This is a genomic window from Sorangium sp. So ce1014 (genome assembly GCF_051521505.1).
Taxonomy (GTDB): domain Bacteria; phylum Myxococcota_A; class Polyangia; order Polyangiales; family Polyangiaceae; genus Sorangium.
On record NZ_CP150356.1, the window covers coordinates 3,109,213 to 3,131,164 of the forward strand.

13 protein-coding genes are annotated in these 21,952 nt (G+C 70.9%); 9 read left to right on the forward strand and 4 right to left on the reverse strand.

Features of this window, described 5'->3' with window-relative positions:
- The first annotated feature begins 141 nt into the window (after positions 1-141).
- The 4 genes from WME75_RS12035 (at position 142) to WME75_RS12050 (ending at position 6,997) form a co-directional block, all read left to right on the forward strand.
- Positions 142-1,527: a cytochrome ubiquinol oxidase subunit I gene (locus WME75_RS12035; protein ID WP_437489973.1), complete on the forward strand. Its 1,386-nt coding sequence runs from the start codon at positions 142-144 to the stop codon at positions 1,525-1,527.
- The gene (locus tag WME75_RS12040) at positions 1,517-2,554 is read left to right on the forward strand and encodes a cytochrome d ubiquinol oxidase subunit II (RefSeq protein ID WP_437489974.1); all 1,038 of its coding nucleotides are present in this window, start codon (positions 1,517-1,519) and stop codon (positions 2,552-2,554) included. The genes WME75_RS12035 and WME75_RS12040 overlap by 11 nt, the downstream gene beginning before the upstream one ends.
- 556 nt (positions 2,555-3,110) lie before the next feature.
- Positions 3,111-4,688, forward strand: a complete 1,578-nt coding sequence (locus WME75_RS12045) for an IgGFc-binding protein (protein WP_437489975.1) — start codon at positions 3,111-3,113, stop codon at positions 4,686-4,688.
- A gap of 572 nt (positions 4,689-5,260) precedes the next feature.
- Positions 5,261-6,997: an OmpA family protein gene (locus WME75_RS12050; RefSeq protein ID WP_437494795.1), complete on the forward strand. Its 1,737-nt coding sequence runs from the start codon at positions 5,261-5,263 to the stop codon at positions 6,995-6,997.
- A gap of 227 nt (positions 6,998-7,224) precedes the next feature.
- Here WME75_RS12050 and WME75_RS12055 read toward each other — a convergent pair whose 3' ends face one another.
- Positions 7,225-10,878, reverse strand: coding sequence for a PHP domain-containing protein (locus WME75_RS12055; RefSeq protein WP_437489976.1), 3,654 nt, complete (start codon positions 10,876-10,878; stop codon positions 7,225-7,227).
- Between the two features lie 11 nt (positions 10,879-10,889).
- Positions 10,890-12,218, reverse strand: coding sequence for a porin (locus tag WME75_RS12060; RefSeq protein ID WP_437489977.1), 1,329 nt, complete (start codon positions 12,216-12,218; stop codon positions 10,890-10,892).
- A gap of 223 nt (positions 12,219-12,441) precedes the next feature.
- On the opposite strand from WME75_RS12060, the gene WME75_RS12065 reads away from it, so the two are divergent.
- The 4 genes from WME75_RS12065 to WME75_RS12080 all read left to right on the forward strand — a co-directional run bounded on the left by WME75_RS12065 (position 12,442) and on the right by WME75_RS12080 (position 18,739).
- Positions 12,442-14,100: a hypothetical protein gene (locus tag WME75_RS12065; protein ID WP_437489978.1), complete on the forward strand. Its 1,659-nt coding sequence runs from the start codon at positions 12,442-12,444 to the stop codon at positions 14,098-14,100.
- Positions 14,101-14,291: 191 nt separating this feature from the next.
- Positions 14,292-16,352, forward strand: a complete 2,061-nt coding sequence (locus WME75_RS12070; RefSeq protein WP_437489979.1) for a MopE-related protein — start codon at positions 14,292-14,294, stop codon at positions 16,350-16,352.
- A gap of 223 nt (positions 16,353-16,575) precedes the next feature.
- Positions 16,576-17,211, forward strand: a complete 636-nt coding sequence (locus WME75_RS12075; protein ID WP_437489980.1) for a hypothetical protein — start codon at positions 16,576-16,578, stop codon at positions 17,209-17,211.
- 277 nt (positions 17,212-17,488) lie between these two features.
- On the forward strand, positions 17,489-18,739 hold the full coding sequence (locus WME75_RS12080; RefSeq protein ID WP_437489981.1) for a helix-turn-helix transcriptional regulator: 1,251 nt from the start codon (positions 17,489-17,491) through the stop codon (positions 18,737-18,739).
- 157 nt (positions 18,740-18,896) lie between these two features.
- Here WME75_RS12080 and WME75_RS12085 read toward each other — a convergent pair whose 3' ends face one another.
- Together WME75_RS12085 and WME75_RS12090 are read right to left on the reverse strand one after the other, a co-directional pair.
- Complete coding sequence (locus tag WME75_RS12085) at positions 18,897-20,285, reverse strand: KamA family radical SAM protein (protein WP_437489982.1); 1,389 nt, start codon at positions 20,283-20,285, stop codon at positions 18,897-18,899.
- A gap of 209 nt (positions 20,286-20,494) precedes the next feature.
- Positions 20,495-21,184, reverse strand: a complete 690-nt coding sequence (locus WME75_RS12090) for a transglycosylase SLT domain-containing protein (protein ID WP_437489983.1) — start codon at positions 21,182-21,184, stop codon at positions 20,495-20,497.
- Positions 21,185-21,451: 267 nt separating this feature from the next.
- Here WME75_RS12090 and WME75_RS12095 point away from each other — a divergent pair, with 267 nt between their 5' ends.
- Positions 21,452-21,937, forward strand: a complete 486-nt coding sequence (locus WME75_RS12095; RefSeq protein ID WP_437489984.1) for a hypothetical protein — start codon at positions 21,452-21,454, stop codon at positions 21,935-21,937.
- The last annotated feature ends 15 nt before the right edge of the window (positions 21,938-21,952 follow it).

The window sequence follows — 21,952 nt, forward strand, 5'->3', positions numbered from 1 at the left end:
TGAAGCTTAGCCGGGTTCACCCCTATTTGTCCCCGGCGCGAGCCTCCCTATTGTCCGTGAGAGCGCGCGGGCCGCCCCCGCAGGAAAGCGGACACGGAGCCGGTCGCGGTCGCACTGCAGAAGGGAGCCGTACGGGGCCTCATGAACAGCCTGCTCTACGCCAGGGCCCAGATGGGCCTCTCGCTGGCATTTCACATCGTCTTCGCGGCCGCCGGGGTGGCGCTGCCGCTGATCATGGTCATCGCGGACGCGCTCTGGCATCGGACGGGCGATCGCGACTATCTCGAGTTCTCGAAGCGCATGGCGAAGGGGACGGCGATCCTGTTCGCGGTGGGCGCCGTCTCGGGGACGGTGCTCTCGTTCGAGCTCGGCCTCCTGTGGCCGAGCTTCATGGGGACGTTCGGCGAGGTGATCGGGCTCCCGTTCTCGCTCGAGGGGTTCGCCTTCTTCACGGAGGCGATCTTCCTCGGCATCTATCTCTACGGGCGCGGCAAGCTCCCGCCGAAGCTGCACCTGCTCTCGGGCGCGCTCGTGGCGCTGAGCGGCGCGCTCTCGGCGTTCTTCGTGATCCTGGTGAACGCGTGCATGAACGACCCTGCCGGGTTCACGATGGTCGACGGTCGCCCGGCCGACATCGACCCGCTGGCGGCGATGTTCAGCCCGCCGTGGAAGCACGAGACGCTGCACGGCATCCTCGCGTGCTATCAGGCGACCGCGTTCGTGATGACGGGGATCCACGCGCTGGTGCTCCTGCGGCACCCGAGGAGCCCGCTGTTCCGGAAGGCGTTCGCGGTGACGCTCGCGATCGCCGGGGTGACGGCGCTGGCTCAGCCGTTCGTCGGCCATTTCGCGGCGGTGCAGGTCGGCAAGGGGCAGCCGGCGAAGCTCGCTGCGATGGAGGCGCACTTCGAGACCTCGGCCCGCGCGCCGCTGCTCGTCGGCGGCCTGCCCGACGTGGAGCGGGGCGAGGTCGACTACGCGCTCGAGATCCCGGGGGGGCTGTCGATGCTCCTGCACGCCGATCCCGACGCGGTGGTGCCCGGGCTCGACGCGATCCCGCGCGACGAGTGGCCGCCGGTGACGGCGACGCACCTCTCGTTTCAGGTGATGGTGGGCGCGGGCTCCGCGATGGCGCTGCTCGCGGTGGTCGCGGCGGGGCTCGCGTTGCGCCGGCGGGGGATCCCGGATCAGCGCCCGTTCCTCTGGGCGGCGGTCCTGGCGAGCCCGCTCGGCATCGTGGCGATGGAGGCCGGCTGGCTTGTGACAGAGTTCGGTCGCCAGCCGTGGATCGTGCGGGGCGCGATGCGCACGCGCGACGCGGTGACCCCGTTCCCGCACCTCGCGGCGCCCTTCTGGATGTTCACGGCGCTCTATGTCTTCCTCGGCGTCGTGGTGGTCTACCTGCTCGTGCGTCAGCTCCGCGCGGCGCCGCTCGCGGTGACGGGCGGCGGCGGACCGCGCGGGGGCGGGGCGACGGGCGGCGGCGAGCCGGGCCCGCTCGGGGGAGGCGCGGCCGATGGTCGTTGAGTGGCTCCTTGGCGGGGTGATGGTGGTGGCGCTCGTGCTGTACGCGCTGCTCGGCGGGGCGGATTTCGGCGGGGGCGTCTGGGATCTCCTCGCCTCCGGCCCGCGGAAGCAGGAGCAGCGAGCGCTCATCGAGCGGGTCATCGGCCCGATCTGGGAGGCCAACCACGTCTGGCTCATCCTGGTCGTGGTGCTGCTCTTCACCGCGTTTCCTCCGGCGTTCGCGGCGATCTCGGTCGCGCTGCACGTCCCCCTCACGCTGTTCCTCGTGGGCGTCGTGTTCCGCGGCTCGGCGTTCAGCTTCCGCAGCTACGACTCGCGGCGCGATCGGCGGCAGAAGCGCTGGGGGCTCGTCTTCTCGCTCGCGAGCGTGACCGCGCCGGTGCTGCTCGGCATGATCGTCGGCGCGGTGGCGTCGGGGCAGATCCGGGTGGCGTCGGGGGTGGTGACGAGCGGCTTCTTCGCGCCGTGGCTCTCCCTGTTTCCGTTCGTGGTCGGGCTGTTCGCGCTGGCGCTCTTTGCGTTCCTCGCGGCGGTCTACCTGACGAATGAGGCGGCGGAGCCAGCGCTGGTCGACGACTTCCGGCGGCGGGCGCTCGTCTCGGGCTGCGTGGTCGCGGCGCTCGCGCTTGCGTCCTTCGCGGCCTCGTTCCGGGGCGCCCCGCTCATCCGAGAGGGGCTGACGGATCATCCGATCACGTGGCCGCTTCACCTCACGACGGGCGTCGCGGCCACCGCGGCGTTCTTCGGGCTGTGGACGCGCCGCTTCCGTCTGGCGCGCTTTGCGGCCGCGGCGCAGGTCACGCTGATCCTGCTGGGGTGGGCGGCCTCGCAGTACCCGTTCCTTGTGGTGCCGGACGTGACGCTCGCGGGGGCAGCGGCGAACCCGAGGACGTTGCGATTGCTTGTCTGGGTCCTCGGCGTCGGTTTCGTGCTGTTGTTCCCATCGCTGTACGTGCTCTTCCGCGTCTTTGGCAGCGGCCGGGCGGGGGCGGCGTCGGACAGCGATGACGATCATGAGCGGGAGTAGGGGTGAGGTGCGTGGAAGTCGCGGGATTCAAAATCGACGGACCACCTCGTCCTACCAAGGAGGGGTGCGAGGACGGCTCGCTGAACAGGGCCTCTTTGTCCGTCCGGGCGCCAGAGGGAGAGGGTGCGAGGTCGGGCGCGCATTGCATTCCTGAAACCTGCAACCCTCTCTCATGAGGCCGCCGAAAAATCGCCTGCGCTTTCGCGAGCCTCCCCAGGGCGGTCGAACCGTGTTACGCTCGCAGTCGCAAAGTTTTCAGGATGCTTGTGGGGGAAGGAGCCCTGTAGAGATGGCGAACATAGCTAGATACCGTCGACACGCGATTGTGGGGGTTTTTGCAGCGGCAGCCGGTGTGACGGGCTCGTTCGCCGCGTGCTCGGACTCGTACCGTGGAGAGCTCACCGGCAGCGGCTCGGGTCCCGGCGGGGCGGGCAGCAGCAGCAGCGGCGCCGGCGGCGCGGGCGGGGAGGCGGGGAGCACGGGGACCTTCGGGGAGGGAGGGCAGTGCGACCCGACGTGCTCCAACGATCTGAAGAGGATCATCAGCTGCAATGGAGTGACGCTGGGCACGTGCGGGCCGGACGAGGGGTGCGTCAACGCGGCGTGCGTACCCAACCCGTGCGAGGCAGCGGAGAAGTCGAAGAGCTCGTATGGGTGCGACTTCTGGGCGCTGAAGACGGCGCAGCGGCCACAGGCGCAGGGCGCCTGCTTCGCTGCATTCATCGCGAATACCTGGGAGAAAGAAGTAAAGATCTCCGTGGAGCGGAACGGTGAAGCGTTGCCCGTTGATACCTTTGCCTTCATCCCGCAAGGTCAGGGAGCGAATGTCACGTATACGGCCTACGATCCGGCCGTAGGACTTGGTATTGGCGAGGTCGCTGTTCTGTTCCTGTCGCGCAGGAACGGCGGACTGCTCGCGTGCCCGAAGACCCCAGCGGTAGTCACCGAAACAGGCGTCGCCGGGACCGGGCGCGGTTCGGCGTTCCATATAACAACGGACTATCCTGTTGTTGCCTATCAAATCGCTCCGTACGGCGGAGGGCAGACTAGCTATACATCGGCGACGTTGTTGTTGCCTACGAGTTCGTGGGATACGAACTACGTTGCTGTGAACGCGTTCCCGATGTCCGATCTTCACTCGGACGATCCGCCTACTGGATTGCCGTCGTTGGAGATTGTCGCTCATGAAGACGATACTCAGGTGACGATCCTTCCCAATCAAGACATCGTGGGTGCGGGGCCGCCCGACGCCCCGGTCGTCGCCTCTGCTACGAAAGATACGCCAGTGACATACACCCTGAACAAGGGGGAGTTCTTGCAGATCTCCCAAGAGGCGGAGCTGACGGGAAGCCCCATAGAGTCGAGTAAGCCAATCGGAGTGTTCGGGGCGTCCTCTTGTATGTATGTCCCTCTGGAAGACAAAGATTGCGACTCGGCGCATCAGCAGATTGCACCGGTGCGAGCGACGGGGAACGAGTATGTGGCGGTCCGGTACGAAGGGCGAATGGGGGGCAGCGACGAGGCTCCGCCGTGGCGTCTCGTGGGCATGGTCGACGGTACGGAGCTGACCTGGGAGCCGTCAAAGCCGGCTGGGGCTCCCGACGTGCTTCGCCTTGGTGAGGTCTTCGCATTCAATGCGGCGGGACCGTTCGTGGTGAAGAGCCAGAACGGAGAGCATCCATTTTATTTCGGTGGTTACATGACAGGCGGGTCGCGCTTTGAAGGGGAAGGCGATCCGGAATGGGTCAATGTTATACCGCCGACTCAATTCCTGAATTACTATGTCCTCTACACAGATCCCACGTACCCGCAAACCAGTTTGAATGTTGTGCGAACTCGCTCAGAGTTTGACGGTAAATTCGCGGACGTGACTCTGGAGTGTATGGGAGTTCTCGCGGGGTGGGAGCCGATCGGTGATTACGAGTATACGCGAGTACCGCTTGTGAGCGGAGACTTCCAGGGGGCCGGGGACTGCATCAATGGTCGCCATGTGATGTCAAGTGAGCTGCCTTTTGGCGTGACAGTTTGGGGATGGGGCGCGACGAGTGACACACTCCAAGTGTCCTATGCATATCCTGCCGGTGCAGGTTTTCAGCCGATCAACGAGATCAAGATTCCTCCGACCCCTCGGTGATGCTGCAGGTGTAACCTCGGCCGTGTAGGGGTCGTATGTAATTCATCGTTCGTGCTGGATTTTTGCGTGCATGAGCGCCTGGATTTTGCGTGTGCAATCCAGGCGCTTTCGTCTATTTGGCGAAGTGTTCAACGCTGGACTGGTACAGTGAGTTTTATGGTGCCGCGGGTCGCCAGTTCGGACAGAGCTCGAACGAGGTGATGTTCGAGCCTGACGACGTGAGTGGTTATCAAGCCCAGCAGCGGCCGCAGCTCATCTGCCCAGCCGCCACCCATATCAGCGCCGTTCACGTGCCCGCGCGGAGACCACCAGCCGTCTCTCCGCCCTCACGATGCGCCCGCGCTACTCCCCATCGGCCGGTGCGGAAATCCCCGCCCGCCTCCACCGCCCCCGCACCCCCGCCCCGGACACAGCCGCGCCCGTCCCGGGGGGCTTCTCGCACCTCCTGGTTCGACCCAGGAGACATCCTCCCCCGGCCCGAGTAATCTCCCGCCCGGACGCCGGCCCGCATGCGGCGGAACGCTCGCGTCAACCTCGTTTTTCGAGCGTTGCTTGGAGGACAGCTCACCGTGATGGATCGAAGAACCCTGCCGGGTGGTAAGCCGCGACGCCGGTCGCGCTTTCGCTGCGCGCTGACCGCAGCAGCCCTGGCCGCACCGGCCCTCGTCGCGCTTGCGCCCTCCGCCGCGCGCGCGCAGGAACGGACCTTCTACCTCGATCGCCTCAGGATGGCCGGCGCCCCCGACGACGGGATCGGGGTCTGGCGCCCCCACATGGGGGAAAAGACGCGCATCTTCGGGCAGCTCGGGCTGGGCGTGTCGGTCCACCCGCTCCGCAACGACAACTACGTTGACGACCTCGCCGTCGAGGAGCACCTCGACGGCGACGGGCCCGTCACCTCGCAGCTCATCACCTACCTGAGCGGGGGCGTCGAGATCCTCGGCCGCGGCGCCCTCCAGGCCTCGTTCCCGATCGTCGTCTTCCAGGACGGCAACGAGACCTGCCACCCCGATCCGTCCCTCGGCCTGAACCAGTGCGTCAACCGGAGGACCGCCAACCCCATGGACCTCCGGCTCGAGGCGCGCCTCGTCGCGCTGGAGCTCGACGAGCGCCGCTTCCGGCTGGGGCTCACCGCCGCGGTCTTCGCGCCCATCGGCAACAACTACTCCTTCGGCGGCGACCGGACCGTGAGCAGCGCGTTCGGCCTCGGCGCCGAGTACGACTTCACGGATTTCCTCGTCACCCTCAACACCGGCGTCGCGATCCGGCCGCCCGTGCAGCTCCACGAGCTCCGCGTCGGCAGCGAGCTCACGTACGGCGTCGGCGGCTACGTCCCGCTGCGCGACGGCACGATCCGCCTCGGGGCCGAGGTCTTCGGCTCGTTCGGCCTCCTCAAGGACACGTTCGGCGAGCTCGACGCCTCGCCCATCGAGTGGCAGCTGAACGGCAGGATGGCCCTCACCAAGGACAAGGCGCTCTACGCCGGCGCCGGCGTGGGCACCCGGCTGAGCGGCGGCTACGCCCCCGATTTCCGGGGGGTCGGCATCGTCGGCTACTCGTTCAGCATCGCGGACTCCAACGCCCGCTCGCCCGGCTTCAACTACGTCATCGAGGCGGAGAAGGACGCCGACGGCGACGGCTACCCCGACGTCATCGACCTCTGCCCGGAGGACCCCGAGGACGGCAAGCAGCCGAAGCCGAGCGACGGCTGCCCGGACATGCCCGATCGCGACGGCGACGGCATCCCCGATGTCGTCGACAAGTGCCCCGATGACCCCGAGGACAAGGACGGCATCGACGATCGCGACGGCTGCCCCGAGGAGGACGCGGACCAGGACGGCATCCCCGACGCCCAGGACAAGTGCCCGAAGGAGCCGGGGCAGGTCGTCGTCGACGATCCCGAGAAGAACGGCTGCCCGTACTACATCCGCAGGATCACGGGCTCGGCCGAGATCGAGATCATGAAGCAGGTCGAGTTCGAGTTCGACAGCTCCAGGATCCTCCCGCAGAGCTATCCGATCCTCGACGAGGTCGAGCGGCTGCTCAAGGCGAACCCGGAGATCAAGCTGCTCAGCATCGAAGGGCACACCGACAACCAGGGCACCGCCGACTACAACGACCGGCTCGCGCACAACCGGGCGATCGCGGTCAGGGTCTACCTGGTCAACAAGGGCATCCAGTCGGAGCGGCTCACCTCCGTGGGCTACGGCTCCCGCCGGCCGCTCGTCGCCAACGACACGCCGGAAGGCCGGCAGCGCAATCGGCGCGTCGAGTTCCACATCAAGTCGCAGTCGATCGAGGGCCGTTAAGCTCCCGGCCGGAGCGGCCGGCCGGCTCTCCGCCGAGATCAACCGACGTTTGCATGCACGTGCCTCGCCATGTGCATGCAAACGTCATCTCCGCGAGCCCGCAGGCTTCGTCCTGGCCGGGCGAGCGCGCTGCGGGCGTGTCGCTCGCGCGAGAGCCGCTCTCGCGGAGAGCGCTGCGGGCGTGTCGCTCGCGCGGCCCCTCCGGGTGCGCGCCGCCCGACCGGCGTTCAGTCGTCGTGATGCCCGAGCGCCGGGCGGCGATGGTCGCACTTGCCGGGGATCGGGAAGCCGCAGACGGCCTCTTCGAGCAGGCAGTCCTGCTGCGCCGGACACTGCTCCGGATCGAGGACGCCCGGATCGCACGGACGAGAGCAGAAGTCGGGCCTCGGCAGCGGAGCGTCGTAGCGGCCGTTGCCGTCGACGTCGATGTAGATCGGGTTTGTGACCGCATAGGGCGGCACCGGCGACCAGTCGGGCACCGTCGGTGTGGGCGCGAACAGGGCATTGATCGCGGGGATCTTGCCGAACGCGTCGCTCGCCAGCCGCGAGAGCTGGATCTCTCCGAACGGAACATCCAGGGAGACAGGGCTCATGAGGTTCCTGTCCTCGAGCCCCATGGCGATGATCACCACCCAGGAGTCGCGCTCCGGCACCGTGAAGGTGACCTTGCCGCGCACGTCCACGAGCGCGCTCGGCGGCATGTCCGGCTCCAGCAAGCGGATCATCGCGCCGTTCAGGTAGATCTCCACCCGATCGACGCCGAACCAGCTCGCCGTCTGGACATCGAAGAGTAGCTCGCTCGATTTCCCGGCGCTCGCCGTCGCCACCTCACCATAGGTCTTGCCGCCGATCGTCGCCCGGATGAAGGGGCCGTACGTCGAGAAGGCGTGCGCGCCCCGCAGGCTCTCGACCGCGGCCGGCGTCTCGAGCGCGGCCGGGGAGTCGGTCGCGCTGCGGAAATAGGTCCGCGGGAAGCCCGGCTCCTTCGAGCCGTCGTGGCTGTCGCTGCTCGCGATCTGCGCCGGAACGAAGCCCCGCTCGAGGTAACGGAAGTAGTCGTCCACCTGGCCCGCCCGGTACGTGCAGGGCTCATCGCGCGCCTCCGCGGCGACCGGCCCGTCGCCGAGCGCGGCGGGCCCGCAGAGCTCCTGGCTCTCGGGCGTCGCGCCGGGAAAGCTCCAGTTCTTCTCCTGCTCGTCGGGCGTTCGGGCGAGGACGCGCTTCATGAGCGCCCACGCGAGCTCGGTCCGGGCGCGACGCTTGCAATCGGCCATGGCGATGGCGACGGCGGCGCCCGAGGGCGAGCCGGAGGCGCCGCCCGCCCCAGGCATCGACGTGCCGGGAGGCGCGCAAGGCGCGCGCAGCCAGCCCGCCACCTCGGCGCACGCCGCCTCGATCTCGGCGGCGCTCCGGGCGGCGTTCAGCCGCGCGAGGCAGCGATTCCAGTCGACGACCTCGGCCAGGCTCGGCGTGCGCACGAGATCGAACCGCTTGCCATTGATGATCTCCATGGCATCGAACTCGCAGCTCGCGGTCCGGAAGACAGGGTTGTTCCCCTCGAGGAACGTCGGCGTCCTGCCCATCGTGTAGGTGTCGACGCCGAGCTGCTCGACGTACCCGAAGAAGCCGTCGCGCGGGTGGGCGACGATCGTCAGCGGCTCCACCGTGCCGTCGCCCGAGGCGCGGATGGCGTCGAGGATCGTCCCGCCGGGCTCGCACGTCCAGTCGTGCGCGCCGTGGCTCGGGACGTCGAGCTCGTCGTATTCGAGCGGGAAACCGATGAAATGCCCCTGCTCCAGCGTCGTGATCTCCGCCCCGATCGCCGTGGCGAGGTGCGGCGCGAGCCCCAGCGCGCGCACGGTCGGCTGGTAGTCCGTCTCGACGTCATGGTCGGTCGACACCGCGAGCTCCACGCCCTCCGCCGCCACCGTGGCGACCCGCCGCGGCAGCGGCATCCCGCTGTCGAAGCTCGGCCTGGAGTGCAGGTGCATGTCGGCCGACATCCACCCGGTCGTGTCGACCTCGCGCACGAGCGTGGCGTCGAGCTGGAACGCGCGCCCCGGCGCGAGCGTCACGTCGCGCTCCACGTCGATCCCGTACTCGATGCCTCGCGACACCGTGATCTGGTATCGCCCCGGCTCGATCTCGACCTCTCCTTCGCCCGTGGCGGTGACCTCGATGGCGCGGTTGCCGTTCCCGAGCCGGCTGTCGCCGAGATAGACCCTGCGCCGGCCGTCGCCGGAGAGCCTTCGCCCCGCGTCGTCGAGCGCGACGAAGGCGAGCTTGGCCGGTATCCGCTGGCCCGCCTCGTCCGCGACGCGGTAGCGCACCGTCGCCGGCGCGGGCAGGCGCGGCGACACAGCGACCTGCTCTCCGGCCCGCAGGCTCACCCGCACGGGCGCCGACGTCGCGGTCCCCGCCGCGTTCCGCGCCACGAGCAGGTAGCTGCCGGGCGGCAGGGCGCCCCGGAAGTCGCCGTCCTCGGACGGGTCGAGGCCGAGATCCGCGTCGATCTCGTCAATGAGGCCCACGTCGCCGCGCGCCTCCCGGTTGGCCGCCGTGAGCTCGTCGAGCGAGCCGAAGGGCCGCGACGGATCCGGATCGGAGAAGACGAACACCCGCGCGTTCGGCACCGCCTCCAGGGTGTTCTCCCACAGCACGTGGCCGCTGACCGTGCCCGTGGCGGTCCCGCGGAGCCGGTGCATCACGTCGGTCACGCTCGCGATGTCGCCGTCGCCCACGGCCAGGTAGCGCTCGTAGCTGAACGCGCGATGCGCGTCGCACGCCGCGTCGTCGTCCTCGCTGAACAGGCACGATCGGCTGGCGGACACGAACGCTGTCGCCGCGCTCGCGAAGAGGGGCACATTGACCAGAGGCGGCGCCGCGCCCGCCTGCGCCTTCGTGAAGTAACCATAGCTGACGTCCCCGCCGGCCGCGGCCACGAAGTCGAACGTGAGCGGCGCCTGGAACGAGTTCCGCCCCGCGTTCCAGGCGTCCTGGACCGCCGTGTCCTCGTCGAAGCCCGCGCCGGGCGCGAAGACGTCGTTCTGGTTGCCGAAGAACACGAAGTCTCCGGCGACGATGCCGGCGCGGCGCGACGCCTCCTGCTGCGCCTCGTCGAGCGGAGCGCCGAGGACGCCGCCGAGCACCGAGACGGGGGCCGTGGCGTTCTCCAGCGGCAGGACGTCGCTGCACGCGCAGGTCAAGCAGCCGCCCGAGTCCTGCTTGTATCCGTCCGGGCACGCCTCGCAGCTCCTCTGGGGCTCGCAGCCGGGCGGCGGCCGGTCGTCCAGCAAGAGCACCGTGCGCACCGTCACGAACCGATCGCCCGGGTGAAGAACGTAGTCTGTGCGGAAGCGGATCCTGGAGCGGACGTCGGGGAAGAAGAGGCCGAGCAGGTCCTCCTGCGCCCGGAGCAGGCCTATCGCCTCGAACAGGAACTCGCCGTCTCCCTCGACGCGGATCGCGGCCTCGGCGCCGTCTGTGCCGTCCGCGAGCACCGAGACGTCGGTCGCCGTGGGGTCGGGCACGATCAGGTTGGCGAGCGGGAACATCTCGGCGAACCGGTCGCGCCCCTGTCCGCCCTCCTCGCCGATCCGGCCGCGCCGCCGGTCGACGTCGACGATGGCGCCTCCGAAGATCCCGGGCCCAGGCGAGTCCCGCCCGCCGAGGATCGCCACGCGGATCTGGTCGTTCTCGAGCAGGAAGTCGCCGACGTCCGCCATCGCCACCGGGCCGCCGACGAGCTCGGCCCGCTGCTCTATCCGCTTCGCGCGGAGAAGCCGGTCGCCCCCGCAGCTCGGCAGCGCGGGGGCGGCGAGCGCGGCGGCGGCGAGCGGGAGGAGCGCGATCCTCGTGAACCAGCGGTGTGTTCGCCGCACAGCGATCTCCCCTACAGCGAGAGCTGGAGTTGCAGGATGACGGCGTCGTTCGCGAGCGACAGCCCGCCGAGCTCTTCACGATGCGTGTACTCGAGCTGCGCCTTCACGAGATCGTCCAACGCGTGGTAGCTCACGCCGCCTGTGAGCACGAGGTTGTCGCCTTCGTCCTCGACATCGGCGTTGGGATCGATCCACTCCACCCGACCCGAGACACCGACTTTCCGGGCGATGATCATGTAACCTGCCTCGAAGACGAGCGCGAGCGACGACACCGACGTGACCTGCGCGATCGGCTGGGTGGGCACCGATTTGGGGCTCGCCCCGGTCCAGAGCACCTCGCCGAGCGCGTGCAGCCCCGCGGCGTGGAGCAGGACATCGGCGCTCGCGCCGTACAGCGTGCGCGCGCCGCCGTCGCTGAAGAAGCCGTCGGCGCCGGCCGCGAGGCGGAAGGGCGAGTGGGCGACGTCCTGGAGGGCGCGGCCGAGCGGGCCCTGCGGCTCGGCGGCGAGCCTGCCGGCGACGGCGATCCCCTCGAAGCGGTTGCCGAGGGGAGCGAGGCTCTCGGCGTGACCTGCGTAGAACTGATCGGCGCGCTGGAAGGCGTTGTAGACGCCCGCGTGGTAGCTGAAGGCGCGGTCCTGGAAGTGGCCCTCGGCCTGGATCCCGACCTGCGTGAACGGGGCCATCGCGCGGACGGCGAGCGGTCGTTCGGTGAGGGCCCCGTCGCCGGCGCCGGTCATCGCCGAGCGCGAGAAGGGCACGGTCCGCGCGCCCGCGTAGATTTCGAGCGCGCGCGCCGCCGTCACGCCGCCCCACGCCTCGTGGATGCGCGCTGTCTCGTCGTCGCCCCCGGCGAGATCCATCGAGATGGCGAGCTGGACGAGCCCCGCGACGTCGCCGCGCAGCCCGGCGCGGACGCGGCGCAGGCGGAAGCCGGGCTGCTCGGCGCTGTCCCCTGCCTGGTTCAGCGCGTCGTCGCCCACGTAGGGCACGACCTGCAGCGCGAGCAGCGCCATCGGCGCGAGCTCCAGCGGCCCGATCGCGACGCGGATCCGCTCCCGGAAGCCTGGCGCCAGGACATCGCTGCTCGCGGGCGCCGGTGAGATCGGCGCCGGCGTCTCCCGCGGCGGCCGCCGGCCCACCGGCGCGCTCGGGCGGTCGGCCGGCGTCTCCGCGCGCTCAGGCTCGCCGGCCGGCTCGTCGCCTGCTGCCTGCGTCTCGGCCGGCGTCGACCGCTCGGCGGCGGGCCCCTCGGCGGCGGGCTCGGGCTCCTGCGCGCGCGGCGAGGAGAGGGCCAGCAGGACGGCGGCGCAGCCTGCGACGCAAGCAAGATGCCTCATGGCTTCAGGTCTCCTGGAGGGCTGCGTGGAGCGCCCCGTGCCGCTCCGGATGGCCAGTGGGTGTCATCGCGTGCCGTGTCCGCCTGGCGAGGTGCCCGGGAAACTAGAGGAAGACACGCGGCGCTGCAATCGGCGCTGCGTCCTGTGCTAAGGCTCGCATCGCCTCGCGGGCCTGCCCGCACCTCGCGCCGCACGCGAAGGGCAGGGGAGGGCCACCGTTCTCATGGAAATGCCCGGTTCGAGCCCGCCCGACAGCGACCTCACGCCCGGGGTCGGCGCGCCCGCCTCCGTGTCACGCCGGCGCGCCGGCGAGACGGATCCCCCCGCGCCGCGGCGAGGGGCGCGCTGGGCGCGCGATCGCGGTTTCATCGCGGCGTTCGCGCTCCTCGCCGTCGCGGCCGTCGTGCCGATATGGCGCGTGCGTTTCCTGCCCTTGCTCGATCTGCCGAATCACCTCGCGGCCGTCCATATCTGGCATCACTTCGATGCGCCGTGGACTCGCTACCAGGACTTCTACGAGCTCAGCCTCCGTCCGGCCCCCTACGGCGCCTATCACGTCCTGACGCACCTCATCGCTCACGCCGTCGATCTCGAGGCCGCGAATCGGATCGTGCTCTCCGCTTATGTGCTCGCCATCCCCTCGGCGGCGCTCGGCTGGGCCCACCGGACGCGGCGCAGCCCGTGGCTCTCGCTCCTCACCTTCCCGCTGGCGTTCAGCCTCTCCTGGGCGTGCGGCTTCCTGCCGTTCCTCGTCGGCATCGCGCTGCTGCTCGCCGGCGTCGTCGCGCTCGACGCCTATCTAGAGCGACCGAGCCGCGGGCGCGCCGCCGCCGTGGTGTTGCTCAGCGTCGGCTGCGGCCTCAGCCATCCACTCATCCTCTTTGGCTATTACATCTGCGTCGCCGTCCTGATGCTCTGTTACCTGCCCCGGGGGTCGCGGATCGCCGGCGCGCTGCCGCTCTTCGCGCCCGCCGCCGCGCTCCTCGTCTGGCAGCTCGTCGCCTTCGAGAGCCCCATGGTCGATCTGCGGAGCGGCCCGCGGTTCCAGGGCGCCTGGGTGCCCTGGCACGAGATGCTCCGCTCGTTCCCCGAGTACACGCTCAACTCGGTATCGGGCGATCTCGACACCCAGCTCTTCTGGGTGCTGCTCGCGGCGGCGTCGTCGCTGGCGCTCTGGAGCTTCGCTGGGCGCTTCGGCTTCCTCCCCACGCGCGCGTCAGCCCCGCCTGCCGGCTCGCCTCTCGGCCGGCTGCACCACCACCGCTCCCTCGTCCTGTGCGCGGCGATGGTGGTCTGCTATTTTCTCGTGCCGCTGCACCTGGCTCGCCCGTTCGACTGGTGGTTCGTGAGCGGGCGCTTCTCGCCGCTCATCTGCTTCTTCGGATTCCTGTCCATCACGGCGCCGCTCCGGGGCCTCTCTCGCCTCCTGATGGTCCCCGCCGCGGCGGTCGCGCTCGTGCTTCCGCTCCACCTCTCGGAGAAATATGCGAGCTTCGACGAGCGGGTCGCGCCGTTTGCCCGCATGGTCGGGCGGATCCCGCCGGGCGCAGAGGTCCTCTTCGTGTCGCTGCCCCCCCGGACCGACGAGGCCCTGATCATCGAGGGCACGAACCACTTCTCCTCGTGGGTGCAGGTCATGCGCGGCGGCTTCAGCGCGGATGGCTGGCACAACGTGGGGTTCCCCTTCAAGCTGAAGCGCCGTCTCCCCGCGCCGCCGTCGAACCGCGGTGAGTGGTTCAACCCGGATGTCCACGGCGTCGCGTACGACTACGTGATCCTCCGCAACGAGCGGCCGGAGAAGCCGGTGTTCACCGCGGCGCGCACCTCGTTTCGCCGGATCGAGCGCGAGGGCGCCTTCACCTTGTACGAGCGCACGCGCTGACCGACGTCTCGGTCGCACCTCCGCTCGGCCCAGCCGATTGCTCCGCGCCGCGCGCGCGTCATCGTCCGTCCAGCGACGCGACCCCTCGCCGCGGATCTGCCGTTGTCCGGGGCGCCGGCGGGGTATTCTACGATCCTTGCGGTCAGGCGCCCCTCGGGGGCGCCGCGCCCGCGGAGGGGAGCCGCTCGCCGATGCCGACAAGAACCCGCGCTGTCCGTCGCCGCCCGCTGGCCTGGACTGGAGGGCTCGCCGCCCTGGCGGGGCTCGCGCTCGCGCCCGGGGTGGCGCCGTCCTGCACCGCCACCGGAGCCCCCGACGTCCCCCGGGGCGGCGGAGGCGAGGGCGGTGTCGACTGTCCGACCGACTGCGCCGCGGACCCGAGCGCTCCGCGCTGCGACCGCGCGACGGGCAGCTGCGTCGCGTGTCTGCCCGGCCCTGACGCGTGCCCGGCCGGCCAGGTGTGCGACCCCGAGGCGAAGCGCTGCGTGGCCGGATGTGAATCCCAGGGCGACTGCCCTGCTCCGCTCCTCTGCGATCCGGAGCAGCACACCTGTGTTGGCTGTGTCACGGACGGCGACTGCCCTCCTGGCACGCTGTGCACCGGAGAGGGCGAGTGCGCTCATGGCTGCTCGGCGACGCGCCCGTGCGACGGCGGCGCGGCGTGCTGCGATGGGCTCTGCCGGGATCTCGAGACGGACGCGCAGAGCTGCGGCGTGTGCGGTCGGGCCTGTCCGGAGCTCGCGCACGGCGAGAGCGCCTGCGTCGCGGGCGGGTGCGTGCTCAGCGCCTGCGACAGCGGCTTCATCGACTGCAACAAGGACCCGGCGGACGGGTGCGAGCGCGACGTCGCGGCGGACGGGCCCTGCTCGTGCACGCCGGGCGAGACGAGGGCGTGTTACCAGGGGCCGCCGGGCACCGAGGGGGTCGCTCCCTGCGCCCCCGGGGTCTCCACCTGCAGGCCGAGCGGCCTCGGCTGGGGGCCGTGCCTCGACCAGGTGCTGCCGGAGCTCGACGCGTGCGCCGACGGCATCGACAACGACTGCGACGGCGCGGTCGACAACACACCCGATCAGGACGGCGACGGGTGGACGAGCTGCGAGGGCGATTGCTGCGACGCCACGTCGGACAGGTGCGGCTCTCCGTCCCTCGTGAACCCCGGCGCCTTCGAGGTGGCGGACAACGGGGTCGACGACGACTGCGACGGCACGGTCGACAACGCCTCTCCCTGCGACGAGGGGCTCGCGAGCGACTCGGCGACCGCGCTCGACTACGCGAAGGCGATGGATCTCTGCGCCACAACGACGGCGAGCCCGTCGTCGCCCGCGCAGCGCAGGTGGGGCGTCCTCTCCGCGAGCTTCCGCCGCGCCGACGGCACCGGCACACCCGCGGCGGCCCAGCGGTCGATCCGCCGCGGCTTTGGCTCGGGCATCCTGCCGCTCCAGGGCGCGCGGCTCGCGGTGCTCTCGACGGGCGTGGCCGCGGCCCAGGCGTCGCCGAACAACACGAGGCCGAGCTTCGCCCCCTTCCAGGGAGGCCAGGACATGGGGACGTCGAGCGGCGTGCCCGCGGACTGGCTCGAGGCGAACGGCGACAACCTCCCGAACGCGCCCGGCTGTCCGGAGCCGCAGGGCGGCACGACGGCCCACGATCCCGTGATGTTGCGGCTGCGCGTGCGCGCGCCGACGAACGCGAGCTCGTTCAGCGTCTCGACGTTCTTCCTCTCGTCCGAATATCCGGAGTGGGTGTGCAGCGCGTTCAACGACTTCTTCCTCGGGCTGCTCGACTCGACGTTCGACCCCTTCCCGGGCGAGACGCCGAACCCCGCGGACAAGAACCTCGCGTTCTACGACCCGCCGCCGGCCGGCGGGTCGGTCTATCCGCTGGGTGTGAACCTCGCGTTTGGCGGCACCGGGCTCTTCACCCAGTGCGTCAACGGGCCGACCGGGTGCGGCGGCGGCGCCAACGCCGGCTCGACGACCACCTGCGCGGGGATCGGCCAGCTCCTCGGGACGGGGTTCGACATCACGAGGCCTCCTGCCCAGCCTCCGAGCGAGCCAGGCTGGTGCGGCACGAGCGAGCGCGCCGGCGGCGGGACCGGCTGGCTGGTCATGAACGGCAACGTCAGCCCGGGAGAGATCCTGGAGCTGCGCTTCGTGCTCTGGGACACCGGGGACCCGTGGAACGACTCCGTTGCCCTCCTCGACAACTTCCGGTGGTCGGCCTTTGCCGCGACGCCGGGCACACGCGACTGAGGCGCCGAGCGCGGTCTGGCCGGCGGAGATCGGGGGCGTTGTGGGACATCGCCTCGCGCGGCGGCGCCTCGGGGACGGCCTCGAGGCCGGCGGCGCCAGAGAGCGCGCGAACGCAGCGGACGGACGGCGACCCGATTACACTGCGCGTCGAGCCGGGGACCGCGGCACGCATCCCTCGCTCGCGCTCGAAGGAGCGCTTCTGTTCATCACCCAAGGAGACTGCATGAGGAGAACGATCACGCCGCTCGCGCTGTTGCTCGCGAGCCTGTCTTTCGCCACGCTTGGCTGCGACAGCAAGGGGAGCGACGCGACGACCCCGGGGGCGGTGGCCGAGGGCAAGCCGACCGAGAGCGTGGCCCCGGCGGCGACGACGGCCGCGCCGGCGGCGACGACGGCCGCGCCGGCCGCTGACATCGTCGAGCCGACGGCCGCCGCGCCGGCGGAGACGGCCGTCGCGGCGGCCGCGCCGGCGGAGACGGCCGCTGCGGCGGCGCCGAAGGCGACGGCCGCGGCGGCCGCAGCTGCGGCCGCTGTGCCGGCGGCGACCGGCGCCGCCCAGGCGGGCGAGAAGAAGGTCGAATGCGGCGCGAAGGGCCAGAAGCTCTGTCCGATGCAGGCCTGGATGAAGAGCACGATGGCCTCGGCGACCTCGAGCGGCGACGGCGCGAAGATCGCTGCGGCGCTCCAGTACGTGGCCGGCAAGCCGCCGCCCGGCATGGGCAGCTGGGGGGCCATCTCGAAGGCCGGCGCCGCCAAGGCGAAGGCCGGCGACATCGACGGCGCGAAGGCGAGCTGCAAGCAGTGCCATGACCTCTACAAGGAGCAATACAAGAAGACGATGCGCGATCGCCCCTGGTGAGCCGTCCGCCGCGCGCGCGGGCGGCGATCGCCGCCCGGCCGGCGGAGCGCGGGACAAACATCTTGGATGGGCGGGGGTGATGCGATAGAGCGCTGAGCCAATGGCGCGCGCTGTTCGCACAGGCCCCGGGGGTGCCCCAGCGCCGGCCACCTCGCCCACTCGCGCGCGGGGTGCCGGCGGCTCGAGCGGGGCCGCGAGCGCGCCTCGCGCCCGTGTCGGCCAGGCAGCCGACCCGTTCTCCAGCAGCGCGCTGCCGCCCTCGAAGCCGCGTGCGGGCGTGACGCCGCGGCTCACGGGGGACGCGGCGCTCGACGCCAGGCCGAGCACGGCGGCCCCGCCTCCGCCGAGCGTGCGCCCCCCGGCGGCCCTTGCACGGGCGGACGCGAGCTCTCCTGCGACCGCCTCGAAGAAGCCGCCTGCGCCGGACTCGAAGAAGCCACCTGCGCCGGAGGACGACGACGAGGACGACGAGGATGACGCCAAGGGCGGCGCGCAGCGCGGCCGGCCGCGCGGCCCGTTCACGCAGCACCGGCGGCTCGACTCGCTGCGCAGCTTGCTGCAGAAGCACCCTGCCGGCCTGACGATCTACGAGCTTGCGCGCGAGCTCAACGTCACGCCGCGCTCGCTCCGGCGCTACCTCGTCGAGGTCAAGCGCGAGCTCGACCTCGTGTCGGTCGCCACGCGCCCGGGCGGCCCTCGCCTCTGGCGGCTGTCCCCGAGCGAGGCGCCCCGGCGCGTCGAGGTGCGGCGGACGCAGGCGTACGCCCTGCTCGCCGCCCGCCGGCTCTTCGAGCCGATGCGCGGCTCGACCCTCTTCGAGGAGATCGACCTCGCCGCCCAGCGCCTGCTCGGCGTCGCGCGCAGGCCGGGGCGCGGCCCGAACGCCGGCGTCGCCGACGCGCGGCTGGAGGAGCGCTTCCTCTATCTCCCGTTCGCCCCGAAGGACTACGCCGCGCGGACCGAGGAGCTCGACGACCTGTTCCAGTCCGTCGCCGACCTGCGCCCGCTCCGGTGTCGCTACCGCCGCTCGCGGGACGGGCGCGAGGAGCGGGTGCTCATCCACCCGTACGCGCTCGTCCTCTACAAGGACGCGATCTACTGCGTGGGCCTCCACGTCAGCCGCGGCGAGGTGCGCACGTTCCTGCTCGATCGCATGCGCGACACGGAGTGCGCCGTCACCGAGCGGTTCGAGCTGCCCCCTGATTTCTCCATCGACGACTACTTCCAGGGCCAGTTCGGCATCTGGCGCGGGGGCGAGCCGCGGCGCGTCGTGATCGACTTCGACGAGCGCGTGACCGAGTTCGTTCGGACGCGCAAGGTGCACCCCTCTCAGGAAATCACGCCGCTGCCCGGCGGCGGCGTGCGGCTCACGATGCACATCGGCGACATGACGGAGCTCGCGACGTGGGTGCTCGGCTTCGGCGAGACCGCCCGCGTTGTCGAGCCGCCCGACCTCGTGGACCGCGTGAAGCGTGAGCTGGCCGGCGCGCTCGCCCGCTACGCCGAGGCGCCGCCGGCCGAGGGCTAGGGCCGCGCGCGAGCCCGCCTGCGGCTAGGGCCGCGCGCGAGCCCGCCTGCCGGAGCCGTGGCTGGCAGGTGGCTCGATCCGGCTCATCGGTCGCTGGAGCCCGCGCGCGAGCGCTCGTTGCGCGCGGCTCCTCCTCCGCCCGTGCGCGCGCGCCGCCTCAGCGCGGCGATGCGCGGAGCGCCTCGTCGATCATCTTCTGGTGCTCCGCCGGGTCCGCCCAGCGGCCGCGCCCCTCGGGCGGGAGCTGATCGATCGGATCGAAGTACGTGTACCGCTGCCCCGGCTTGACGCTCGGCGCCTCGAACACCGAGATCCCGGTCGTGCGGTCGTAGTGCTCGAACGAGTGCGCGTCGCGCTTGCCGCCGCCGCCGGGGGCGTCGACGACGAACGTCGGCGTGTTGAACCCGGCGGTCGAGCCGCGCACGTGCTTCTCGATCATGAGCCCGGTCGCGAGCGTGGTCCGGAGGTCCTCCACGCCGCGGACGAGGTCGTGGATGTAGACGTAATAGGGGTGCACGTGCAGGTGCCCCAGGCGCTTCACCAGCAGCTTCATCGTCTCGGGCGTGTCGTTCACCCCGCGCTGCAGCACGGACTGGTTCCTGACCGTGATCCCGCGCTCGAACAGCTTGTTCATCGCGTCGCGGGTGACGCCCGTGATCTCGTTCGGGTGGTTGAAGTGCGTGTGGATCACGACCTCCTTGTGCAGCTTCCGTCCGAGCTCCACCGTGCGCGTGACCGCGTCGATCCACTCGTCGTCGGTGAGGATCTTCTGCGGCATCACGGCCGGGCCCTTGGTGGCGAGGCGGATGCGCTGGATGTTCGGCATCCTGAGGAGCGTCTCGCCGATCGCGCCGAGCTGCTCCGGCCGCAGGTTGTACGCGTCGCCGCCGGAGACGACGATGTCCTCCAGCTCCGGGCGCGAGGCGATGTACGCGTACGCGCGCTTCCACCGCTCCTCGTCGACCTTGAAGTGGGTCTTCTCGACCTCCTCCGTGTCGATGCCCACCGCGTAGCTGCGCGTGCAGAAGCGGCAGTACACGGGGCAGGTGTCGAGCGGGAGGAACAGCGCCTTGTCGGCGTACCGGTGCGTCAGCCCGGGGACGGGCGCGTCCGCGCGCTCGTGCAGCGAGTCGAGCCCGAGCTTCGGGTGATCCGGCAGGAAGCGCGAGGCCAGCGGGATGAACTGCGTCCGTAGCGGATCTTTGTACGGTTCGCTCCAGTCGATCAGCGAGAGCATGTACGGCGAGACGCGGACGCTCATCGGCGCGTGCGCGAAGCCCTCGGTGGCGTCCCGGATGAAGTCGTCCGACACCATCCCGCGCAGCGTGTCGAGCAGCTTGTCCGGGCGGGTGATCGACTTCTTCGCCTGCCACCGGTGGTCCATGAACTGCTCGTCGGTCACGTCGGCGTACGCCGGGATCCTCCGGAAGTCGGGCACCTCGAGCAGGTTCGTGTGCTGGAGCGACGCCGGATCCACCGGCGGCTTGAGGGTCGCGATGTCGGGGCTTCGCTTTGTGAGTTCGATGAGGCTCGAGGTGGTCGTCATGTCGTGAACCCTTGCCCGCGCGGAGCAGAGAGAGCGTCAGGAGATTGGCCGCGTGCGCCTGTGCTTCCCGGGGCCTGCCCGGGGAGAGGCTGCGGCAGCGGTTCCTGGGATCGTAGCATCGCGGTACCCCCGTCGGGGGCGGTGTGCGCTGCGCTGTCGAGCGGCGCCTCTGGCTGGCGGGCGGAAGGGCGGTGCGGCGGGCGAGCCGATCAGGGCTCGATGGAAGCCACCGTTGTATCCCGGGTGGTTCGGTAGCGCGCATAGTAGGTCCGCACGCGCGTCACATAGGCCTGGGTTTCCGCGTAGGGCGGGATGCCGCCGTACCGCATCACCGCCCCTTCACCGGCGTTGTATCCGGCGATGGTGAGATCGAGATCTCCGTTGAAGAGGTTGGCCAGGATGCGCAGGTACCGCGTTCCTCCGAAGATGTTCTCTCGCGCGTCGAACGCGTCGCGCACCTGCATGCGGAGGCCGGTCTCGGGCATCAGCTGCATCAGCCCCTGGGCGCCGACGGGCGAGACGGCCCGCGGATCGTAGTCGCTCTCGCACTTGATGATGGCGCGGACGAGCTCCTCGGGGATCTGGTAGAGCGCCGCGGCCTGCCGGATCCACGCGTCGTAGCGGCTGAAGCGCTCGAGGGATTTGTCGCTCGGGGCGACCGGGGTCACGCCGGGGCGCGTCGAGGAGCGGCGCCCGTCGCCCTTGATGTACAGCTTGAACCGCGCGTCGCCGGCGGAGCGGTTCGAGAAGTGCACCGTGCCGTCCGCGTCGGTGTACGTGAAGATATCGGCGAGCGCGCTGCCCGGGTGCAGCGCGAGGGCAGCGAGCCCGAGCGCGGCGGCGAGGGCCCGCAGGGGCACGCGAACGGAGGAGCCGGAGGTCGACGACTGGACGGGCATCTCTCGGCTCAGCATAGGTTGGGATCGCCTGCTCGCGCAAACCGCACCGTGGCGGCGGAAAGGAACGTCGCGGTGCGGCGTCGTGACGAATGTCGCGGGGGCGCGGTGTCGTGACGAGCGCCGCGGGGACGCGGCGTCGCGGTGAACGCCTCGGTCCGCGGCGTCATTCCGGGGAAGCCCCCCGCGAGGCCGTCCGCCGCGCCGCGGCGTCTGCGTGGAAGCTCGCGCTGGTGAGCACGTTCCGGGCGCTGTACTAAGGCGGACGCCATGGAGATCGGCTGGCGACACGTGCTCGCGGGGGTTGCGGCCCTCTTCATCCTGTTCCTCGTGGTCAAGATGCGCCCTGCCCGGCGGCGCCGGGACGCGCTGAGCGCCGAGGTGCAGGCCGCGCGGGAGCGCGCGCGGCGCGCCACGACCCCGCGCGAGCGGGCCGAGGCGCTGTGCGACGCGGGCGTGCAGGCGATGCGCAGCGGCCGCCGCGTCACCGCCGCCGTGGGCTTCTTCGTGCGCGCGATGCGCGCCGACCCCGCCTCCGCCCGGGTCATCGAGCTCGCGAGCGGCGCGCTGTCCAGGCGCCGGCCCCGGCTGCTGGAGAAGATCCTCTGGCGGCGGCTCGCGGTGCTCCCCTGGGACGGCGAGCACCGCGACGCGGCGCGCGCGGCCGCCGTCGCGCTGGAGGCGCTCTACCGGCGCGAGATCCGGGACCGGAGCCGCGCCGAGATCATGCGCAAGCTGACCCGGACGCTCGGCTGAGCCGCCGCGCGAGGG